The sequence below is a fragment of the Kribbella swartbergensis genome (genome assembly GCF_054784135.1).
This window is the reverse complement of sequence record NZ_BAAGPM010000054.1, coordinates 1-9153: the sequence shown is the minus strand read 5'-3', so window position 1 is coordinate 9153 and position 9153 is coordinate 1. Positions and strand designations below refer to the sequence as shown.

The following is a 9153-nucleotide window of genomic DNA, read 5'->3' as shown; positions in this document are numbered from 1 at the left end:
CCCCCAGCACGCCGCCTCCAACGCCCCCAACCCCACGTCCTCCGACACACCTGCCCCCACCTCCGGCACACCCGCCTCCGGCACGCCCGGCTCCACCCCCTCCGGCACGCCCGGCTCCACCCCCTCCGGCACACTCGCCCCCACCTCCGCCGACACGCCCAGCTCCAGCCTCGCCACCGAGGAGCCGGAGGCGGCATGACTATCTCAGCCTTGACTTATATAAGTGAGAAGCGGCAGTCTGAGCTGGACCACAGCCGGAGACGAGAGGGAAACAACCGTGATCGACATCCTCGAGCACATCAACGCGGTTCAGCGCGAGGTCAGCCGGACCGGAGAGACGGTCACGGTGGTGATGCGCCGGTCGTACCAGGCCGAGCCCGAGGAGCTCTGGGACGCGCTGACGGATCCGGAGCGGATGCGCCGCTGGTTCTGGCCCGTCACCGGCGACTTCAAGGTCGGCGGCACGTTCCAGCTGGAGCACAACGCCGGCGGCGAAATCCTGGAATGCGAGCCACCCAAGCGCTTCAAGGTCACCTTCGGCGGCCCGACCAGCCTGCTCGAGCTCCGCTTGCTGCCCGGTTCCGGGACCTCGACCGAGTTGGAACTCGAGCACTCGATGAGCGAGCCACCGGCCCCGGGTGGAGCCGGCGCCCTCTGGGTCGGCCCCGGCTGGGACGGCGGCTTCCTAGGCCTCGGCCTCTACGTCGCCGGCGACCTCCCAGAGGACAGCAACCCGGTCGAACTCGCCGACTCTCCCGAGGTCGTCAAGTTCAACGAACAGTCCGTCCGCGCCTGGATCGAAGCCATCCGCTCATCGGGTACGACCTCCGAGGAAGACCTCGCCGAAGCCGCCAAGATCTCCATGGCCCAGTTCGCCCCCGGCACAGAAGTCTGACCCCACTCCCACACCGCACATCCGTCCGGGCTCCCCAGAGCCCGGACGATCCCCCACCCCTAGGTACTGCGGTACACCCAACCCGCACCACACTCCGCAGCCCAAGCCGCGGATGTGTATCGCCGTCCGACAGGCTCTGTCTGCCACCGCAGCTCGGGACCAGGAACGCGATGGCACATGGGCACGGAGCGCTCTACGGTGACGAGGTCGTGCTGGTCGGACGCGGGCGTGTTGGCGGCCACCGCGTTTCACCGACGGGTACTCGGCCGCGATCCCGCCCTGCTGATGCTGCTCCGCGTCGCGGTACGCGTTGGTCAGCGGCGGGCGATGGCGAGGCTGTCGCGGCAGGTGGTGTACGCGGCGAGTTCTTCGCGAGCCGGCGCAACAACGTGGCTGTCGGCAACCTTCTCGAGTTCCGCGCGAAGAGCCTTGGCGACCATCCGGCCCCGGCGAGCTGCCCCGCTGGTGGCGAAGAGCCGGCAGGCGAAGGACACAGCCACTCCCAGGACCGTGCCGCCGATCAGCATGATCGTGGCGTAGGGGACGCCGTTCCACCTCGGCAGCGGCGGGTCCTCCAGCTGCAGGAAGCCGAACACAGCCAGCGCGGCCAGCCACAACCCACCGCCGAGCGCGACCAGGAACAGCAACCACTGGATGAACCGCACCGCGCTCCACCAGCCGGGGTTCTTGCTCACACCGAGGTCGGTCCGAGCCACGGCCTGGTCGAGCTCGTCGCCGAGCGACTCCTCGCGGCGACGGATTGCCGAGCGGACCGAGTCGGCCCACGGACGCGACAGCCCCGCGGCCGCCTTGTTCGTGATGGTGCGGACTGCGGTGTCCATCCGGGCCCGCTGGACCGGTGTTGCCGCAGGCAACGAGGACCGGGCGATCGCCACCTCCTGAGAGGCGGACTTACGCAACGCCTTGCCTTGTTGCTTCGGCAACTGATCCAGGTGCAGCCGCCGCAGCGGATCCGGGCGGAACCGGCCGATCCACTTGGTGACCGGCCAACCCGTCGCAGCACGCGCACGCTGCAGGTAGGAACGACGTACTGCGTCGACGACGACCGGGACACCGCTGGCGTCGGACAGGGCGTCGACGAGTTCGGCGATGTCGTTCTTGGCGATCTCCGGAGTCTTCGCATCGCCACACTGGCTCGCCATCCGGTCGGCGACGCGGTCGACATCGGCGGCGAGCCGTTCACGCGCGGCCCGCTTGTTGTTGACCCGCTTGACCAGCAGGTCTCGCAGCTCGCCCAGGCCATCGCCGGTCACCGCCGACGTGGCCACGACGTTCGGAGACTTGAGGCCGTCCGACTTGAGCAGCCGGTCGAGGTCGTTGACGCAGCTCTTCCGCTGGTCGGGGGTGAGTTTGTCGATGTGGTTCAGCGCGAACACCATCACGTTGGAGTGTGAGGCGAACGGCTTGATGTACCGGTTGTGCAGCGCGGCGTCGGCGTACTTCTGCGGATCGACCACCCACACGAGCATGTCGACCAGCTCGACGAGCCGGTCGACGATCAGCCGGTGCTCGACCTCGGTCGAGTCGTGGTCGGGGATGTCCAGCAGGACCAGGCCGTCCAGGTCCTCGGCGTGCGCGTCCTCCAGGGAACTTCGATGCTGCACTTGGTGCCGGCGCGGGATCCCCAGCCAGTTCAGCAGTTCGCCGGCCGGTTCCTCGCCCCAGACACAGGCGAGCGGCATCGAACTCGTCGGTCGACGGGTGCCGATCGCGGCCAGGTCGAGCCCGGTCAACGCGTTGAACAGCGACGACTTGCCGGAACCGGTCGCACCGGCCAGCGCAACCACGGTCAAGTCGCCGGACATCCTGAGTCGCTGCCCGGCGCGTTCCACGATCTGCGTGGCCTCGGTGAGTACCACCGGGTCCAGCCGACCCTGGCCGGCTTCAGCAGCCTTCTCCAAGGCCTCGATCTTCGTCAGGACATCGGTCGAGCCCCTCACCAGGCCCTTGACCGTATCCACAATTCCCGTCACGTGCAGTCCTCCACCGCGCGCGCGGCCTCCGTCAGTTGCCTGGCCGCGTCGGGGTCGACCGGATGCTGGTCGAGGACGGCCAGATAGCGGGCGAATTCGGCATCCATCAGGGCATGAACCCTACCGTCAAGGTCCTCGCGGGCCTTAGCCACCAGGGTCCTCACCGCCTGGTCGCCGAAGACGGCCTCGAGCACCTTCTGCCCGACCACCGCGGTTCCGGCGCCGACACCGACCTCCGCCCCGGTCGGGATCCCGGCTGTGCTGGCGAAGATCACCACCATCAACGAGAGCCCCAGCCCGTTCACGCCGTACGCGAGGATGCGGGCGGTCGAGCGTTTGTCGGCGCCCTCCTTTCGGACCAGGTCGAGGACGTACCCCTGCCACTCGCGGACCGCGCGTCCGGCCGCGGCCGGGAAATCCTTCGACATCCGGCCGAGATCGCGGTCCCCGGCGGCGAGCAACTGCCGGCCCGCGGCCGTGGACTGCCACGACTCCTCGGCGCGTTCTGCGGCGGCTTCGGCGTGCTCACGCAGCAACGACTCCAGCCCGGACTCGACCGCGTCGGTGAGATCCCGGGTCGGCGGCGGCTTGCCGACGACGGCGCTCTTCATCTTGTCGCGCAGCCGGCCGACGTTGGTCTGCAGGCCCTTCAGCAGCTCACCGGTGCCGACGAACTCCTGCCAGCGGGCCAGCACCTCACCACGCAGCAGCGTGCCGTCCTGCGTCGCCTTCGCGATGTCCTTGACCGCCCGGTCGTACGCCGCCTCGACCGTCGAGCGCAGTTCGACCGCGGTCTCGGCCTGTGCCTTGACCGCCTCCGCGAACGACGGGGTCTTCTTCACCATCGCGGTGACGGCGCCGTGCAGCGTACGGCGGACGACCGCCGACCGGGCCTCGGCGTCAGCGGCCAGATCGATCAGCCAGTCCTTGATCGAGGCAACAGTCTCGGGCGGCAGCATGCCGTTGCCGTCGACAACCGTCTCCTTGATCGAGAACAGCGGCGAGTCACCCAGCCCGCGCTCGAGCAGCATCTGCGCGAGGTGCCCGGTGATGTCGTCGATGGTGTCTTCCGGCGCCCGGTCCAGCACCACGGCGACCGCCGTACTGCGGTCGGACGCACTCTGCAGGAAGTCCCACGGTACGGCGTCGGCGTACCGGGCGGCCGTGGTGACGAACAACCACAGGTCGGCCGCGCCGAGCAGCTGGGTGGCGAGTTCGCGGTTCGCCTCGACGACCGAGTCGATGTCGGGCGCGTCCAGGATCGCCAGGCCCTGCGGAACGGTGTCGGCGGCAACCAACCGCAGCTGACCCGGATCCTCCATACCGCCGGGCTTGTCTCCGCTGGAGCGGGCCATGCCGGGCAGCACCCGATCGCCGACGAACCAGTCGGCGTCAGCCGGGTGGTGGATGAGCACGGGCGAGCGGGTGGTCGGGCGCAGTACGCCGGGCTCGCTGACGACCTTGCCGATGATGCTGTTCACCAGCGTCGATTTGCCGGCGCCGGTCGAACCGCCGACGACGGCAAGGATCGGAGCCTCGAGCTGCACCAGGCGGGGCAGGATGTAGTCGTCCAGCTGATCCAGCATCGCCTTCTGCTGCTGGCGAGCCTCGTCGGCCCCCACCACATCCAGCGGCAACTGGCTGGCAGCCAAAGCACCCCGCAGCCGCATCAGCGCCGTAATCAACGCCATAGCAGCCTGCTCAGCAGCCGCCCGCTCAGCCACCTCCGCCGCACTCAGCTCCTCAACCCCACCCTCACCAACCGCCCCATCCTCACCGCCCGGTCCCGCGGCACCACCCTCCTCAGACGCCCCCGCACCCTCGGTCGCCGAACCACCCCGCCCAGACGCCCCCTCGGCCCCCGCCGCCGCGTCACCCTGCCCAGACGTCCCTTCGGCCCGCGCCGCTGCGTCACCCTGCCCAGACGACGCCTCGGCCTGCCCTGCTACCTCAGCCCGATCAGACGACCTCTCGGTCCCTGAGTCAGTCGAATCCTCGGAGGCGGCCTCTCCTCCACCCGAACCAACCGCCGTCCCGGCTCCAGCCGCCGCCCCCGCTCGCTCAGCCGACGCGCCTTCCCCAGCCCACTGAGACCGCTCGACTTCCGCATCCGCCCCCTCGGGCAAGGCACCCGCCTGTCCGTCCCCCGCCTCCTCGCCTGACGCCTCCGCCCCAGCGTCCCCCGCCTGCTCGCCTGACTCCTCCGCCCCAGCGTCCCCCGCCTGCTCGCCTGACTCCTCCGCCCGAGCGTCGCCCGACTGCTCGCCTGAGGTCCCGGCCTGACCGTCCCCCGGCTGCTCGCCTGAGGTCCCCGCTTGACCGTCCCCCGGCTGCTCGCCTGAGGCCGCCGCCCCAGCGACACCCGGCTGCTCGCCTACGGCGCCCGTCTGAGCGCCGGCCTGTTCCTCACCCGACTCAGCTCCGTCGACCGCAGCCGCTCCAACCTCAGCCCGGCCACCGTCCCCGCCGACCTGAGCCTGCTCACCCTCGACGACGACCTGCTCGGCCCCGGTGTGCCCGCCCTCGGCCCCAGCCTCCTCGGCTCCTGCCCGCTCCTGCTCGCCCTCCGCCTGACCACCGTCCGGCTGCTCGCCTGAAGCCTCCGCCTGACCGTCGCCCGGTTCCTTGCCTAAGGCCTCCGCCTGACCGTCCCCGGGCTCCTCGTCTGCGGACTCCGCCCGGGCGTCGGTCGACTGCTCGCCTGCGGACTCCGCCTGAGCGTCGTCCGGCTGTTCTCCACCACCCGACTCAGCTCCGTCGGCCGCGGCCGCTCCGACCTCAGCCCGGTCACCGTCGGCGCCGACCTCGGCCTGCTCACCTTCGAGAACGACCTGCTCAGCCCCAGTGTTCTCGCCCTCGGCCCCTACCCGCTCCTGCTCGCCCTCCGCCTGACCACCGTCCGGCTGCTCGCCTGAAGCCTCCGCCCGAGCGTCGCTCGACTGCTCGCCTCCGGACGCCCGCTGAGCGTCGCCCGGCTGTTCTTCACCCGGCTCAGCTCCGTCGGCCGTAGTCGCTCCGGCCTCAGCCCGGTCACCGTCGGCGCCGACCTCAGACTGCTCACCCTCGACGACAACCTGCTCGGCGCCGGTCTGCTCGCCCTCGGCGCCAACCTGCTCGACCCCGACCCCAGCCTCCTCGGCCCGCTCCTGCTCAGCCTCCGCTTGCTCGGCCCCCGCCTGGTCGGCCTCGGCGCCGGCGAGCTCGCGGGCAGCCTGATCGGCAGAACCGTCGAGCTGCTCGGCCGCAGGCTCGGCGGAGTCCTCGGCGACGGGCTTCTTCGGGAGGCCGATGATGATGTTGCCGAACTCCAGGGGGAAGCCGTCCGGGGACTCCTCCGGCTCGTACACGACGCCCACGGTCGGGCGCGACCGCTCGGGCTCCGCGGCCTCGTCGGCAGTCTCCACTGCACGCACTCCGGCAGATTCCCCGCCAGCAATCTCCTGAGCAATAGCCTCGCCGGCACTCTCCCCGCCGGCCGACTCAGCGCCCGTCTGCCCGTTGGCCGACTCCACGGCAGCAGTCTGCTCGTCGCCAGTCCGCTCGGCGGCACCCTGCACGACGGCACTCGGTTCCACGGCACTCTGCTCGGCACCAGACTGCTCAGCCTGAGGCTGCCCGACGCCAGACTGGTGAGCCGTAGGCTGACCGGCCGCAGGCTGTTTACCCGCGGACTCCGCGCCAGGCGTCTCCTCGGCACGCGGCTGCTCCCCTGTCGTACCCTCACCAAGCCGCTGCTCGGCCACAGTGTGCTCAGCCGCGGGCTCGTCGTTGGCCGTCTGCTCGGTACGAGGCTGCTCGCCTGCAGTACTTCCACCGACACCGCGCTCGGCAGTGGATTCTTCGGCGGCTGACTTCTCGCCCGCAGGCGCGGCTTCGGCGGCGTCGGCGGAGGATGCCTCGGCAGCGGTCTCGGCGCCGGCACCACCGGCCGAAGTGTCGGTCGGCTGGTCTCCGGTCTCGTCGGCCGGGTTCCCCGTGTCGCTCAGGCGGTCGCCGCCCCCGTTGGTCGGCTGGTCGCCGATCCCGTCGGCGGGGTTGCCCGTGTCGGCCGGGTCGTCGTCGCCCGCCCGACCAACGGAGTTGCCCGTGTGGCCCGGACGGCTCCCGTCGTACGGGCGGTCGCCGCTCCCGTCGGTGGAGTCGGCCGAGTCGGCCTTGGCGGTTGGCTGGGCGGCGGATTGGGTGGCGGGCGTGTCGGGCTGTTGCTTCGGGTCGGTGGCTGGGGTTGCGCCGGCTGCGGAGGTGGTGTCCGGCTGGGGGTCTGCGTCGGGTGGGGTGGCGGGGGTGGCCGGGGGTTCCGGCGCGGACTTGCGGCGGCGACGGCGCCAGAAACCTTTGCCCTTGGCATCGGATCGGCCGATCAGGTTCGCCAGCTCCTGGGCAGGCTGGTCCCGGTTCGGAACCTGCGGCTCTCCCGAGCGCTCCGAACCCTCACCAGCTGCTGACCTGATGTCAGCCACGGCGTCCGCCCACGAGCACAGAGTGCCCGGTCGGACAGCGCAGAAGCAAAGTCATCGTCATCCCCGTTTGGCGGCGTGGACGGGTGGCAGTCACTGCGATGGTGGATACGGACCGTATCCTCCCGGCGGTCCTTGTTGGCCGGGGGGTCCCGGCGGGTAACCGGGCTGGCCCCCTGGGTAACCGGGTTGCCCCGACGGATACCCCGCCGGAGGGGGTGGATAACCACCCGGCTGACCAGGCGGCGGCGGTCCGCCCGGACCCTGGACCTGCGGCACGGCCTGGGCGAACGCCGGCATCGGCGGGAACGGGACGCTCGGCCGCCGAGCCCGCAGTTCGTCCAGCAGCCGCTTCTCGGTGTGCAGTGCGTCCGGGCCGACGACCTGGCGGACGATCTTGTCCCGCAGGTACGCCAGGTCGGTCGCGTTCTGCTGGAACGCCTTCGCGGCCGCTTCGGCCTCGGCGCCGTACCGCCGCGCGTTCTGCCGCAGCGCCTTGCGGCCGCGCAGCGTCGCGATCAGCGGCACGTCCTGGGCGACCAGCCAGCCGAAGCGGACGTAGTCGTACAGCCGGGACGCGATCATCTTGCCCTCGCGGGACCGCATTATCAGGGCGAAGACGACGAAGCCGATGAAGAACGGGACCATCAGGAACAGATACGACAAGACGAAGCCCGCCGCGCCGGCCCAGCTCGCGACGGCGTTCCACAACCCGTGCGCCAGTACGGCGGCCAGGTAGCCCACAACCGGAGCCAGGAACCGGACCGTCGTACTGCGATGCCGTACTGCGATGCCAATGCCGATCGCCGTGAACGAGGTGAACAACGGGTGCGCGAACGGGGTCATGATGCCGCGGAGCACGAACAACCAGAACAGGCCTGTGAAGCCTGCGCCCCGGCCGCCCTCCTCGGAGAGCTCACTGAAGATGCGTCCGTAGTAGAGGATGTTCTCGGTGAAGGCGAAGCCGACGCCGACCATCCCGGCGTACACCAGACCGTCGATGATCCCGTCGAACTCCTTGCGCCGGACCAGCGCGAGCAGCAGGATCACCGAGCCCTTGGCGAACTCCTCCACTGGCGGCGCGACGAAGACGGCCGAACGGTCACCGCCGCTGCCGGTCTCCTGCAGCCAGTGCGAGACCTCGGTGTTGATGAAGATCGCGACCAGGGTGGCGATGAAGGCACCCCAGCAGAGCGCGAACAGGATGTACCTGGTCGGCTCCGGTTCGTAACGGTCCAGCCAGAGGTAGAGCGCGATCACCGGGATGACCGGGACGAAGGCGAAGACCAGACCCCAGGTGAAGCCGCCCGAACCGGTCGACCTGGCCACGATGCTGAAGATCACCAGACCCGCGATCGCGAACACGACCGCGATCACGATGCCGATCAGGATGCCCTGGTTGCGCCGCTGCCCGGGGACGGGATGGCTGCCCAGTACGTTCGGCTGAGGGTACGGTCCGCCGGGCGAGTACGCCGACCCCGCCGCGGGTTGCGGCGTGCCGGCCGGGCCTGGTGAGGGGTAACTCATGCCCGCAGCCTAGTTGGAGACCCGATCCGGCGGCAGGACCGCCCACGCAGCGTTACCGGGATGGAACGACAAGCCTGTACTTCGACCCGCCGACCGGAACCCCCGCGCACGATTCACCCCGGATCTGAGAGACTCTTCCCTGCCACGCGCCCGTAGCTCAGCTGGATAGAGCGTCGGACTTCTAATCCGTTGGTCGCAGGTTCGAATCCTGCCGGGCGCGCCATGTGATGTCTCAGGACATCGGCGACAGGTGAACCCACGATTTGTGGGTTCACCTGTT

Annotated in this window: 4 protein-coding genes and 1 tRNA gene; 2 read left to right on the top strand and 3 right to left on the bottom strand. The window is 70.2% G+C overall.

Annotation, left to right across the window (positions count from 1 at the left end; all coding sequences use genetic code 11):
* Window positions 1-277 precede the first annotated feature (277 nt).
* Window positions 278-895 (top strand): SRPBCC family protein, encoded by a 618-nt coding sequence (locus ACYVOK_RS34430; protein WP_460666795.1) that lies wholly within the window; start codon window positions 278-280, stop codon window positions 893-895.
* A gap of 314 nt (window positions 896-1209) precedes the next feature.
* Here the strand turns inward: ACYVOK_RS34430 and ACYVOK_RS34425 are convergent, their stop codons facing one another.
* From ACYVOK_RS34425 to ACYVOK_RS34415, 3 genes are all read right to left on the bottom strand, one after another.
* Window positions 1210-2889, bottom strand: a complete 1680-nt coding sequence (locus tag ACYVOK_RS34425) for a YfjP family GTPase (RefSeq protein ID WP_460666794.1) — start codon at window positions 2887-2889, stop codon at window positions 1210-1212.
* Window positions 2886-7349 (bottom strand): dynamin family protein, encoded by a 4464-nt coding sequence (locus tag ACYVOK_RS34420; RefSeq protein WP_460666793.1) that lies wholly within the window; start codon window positions 7347-7349, stop codon window positions 2886-2888. Before ACYVOK_RS34420 ends, ACYVOK_RS34425 begins: the two co-directional genes overlap by 4 nt.
* Before the next feature lie 90 nt (window positions 7350-7439).
* On the bottom strand, window positions 7440-8873 hold the full coding sequence (locus ACYVOK_RS34415) for a PrsW family intramembrane metalloprotease (RefSeq protein WP_460666792.1): 1434 nt from the start codon (window positions 8871-8873) through the stop codon (window positions 7440-7442).
* Window positions 8874-9019: 146 nt separating this feature from the next.
* On the opposite strand from ACYVOK_RS34415, the gene ACYVOK_RS34410 reads away from it, so the two are divergent.
* Window positions 9020-9096, top strand: a tRNA-Arg gene (locus tag ACYVOK_RS34410).
* Window positions 9097-9153 lie beyond the last annotated feature (57 nt).